Here is a 276-nt window from a genome sequence, read left to right on the forward strand (position 1 = left end):
ATACTGCGCTGCCCATGCCATATTTGCTTTGGCTTGGCTTGCAGGTGACCATAACATAAGACCTTTTATCTGCTCTTCTTGCGCCAAGCTGATCTTTTGCTGGTTTAAATAATCAATTAATAAAGCACCGCCTGTTGAAAAGCCACCTAAATACACCGTGTCAAAGTCTTCAAGCATCGATTGCACACCGTATGCAGTAGCAGCTCTCCACTGCGCGTGTGATACATCAACCAAAGCAGAGGCCGCAGTACCATGACCTGGTAACAGTAAAGTGCG

General features: G+C 46.4%; 1 pseudogene. It reads right to left on the reverse strand.

The features are described from left to right. Positions 1–276 (reverse strand): annotated as a pseudogene (locus tag CWC11_RS22965) (alpha/beta hydrolase); the annotation flags it as partial.

The organism is Pseudoalteromonas sp. S3178, assembly GCF_005886985.1.
Taxonomy (GTDB): Bacteria; Pseudomonadota; Gammaproteobacteria; order Enterobacterales; family Alteromonadaceae; genus Pseudoalteromonas; species Pseudoalteromonas carrageenovora.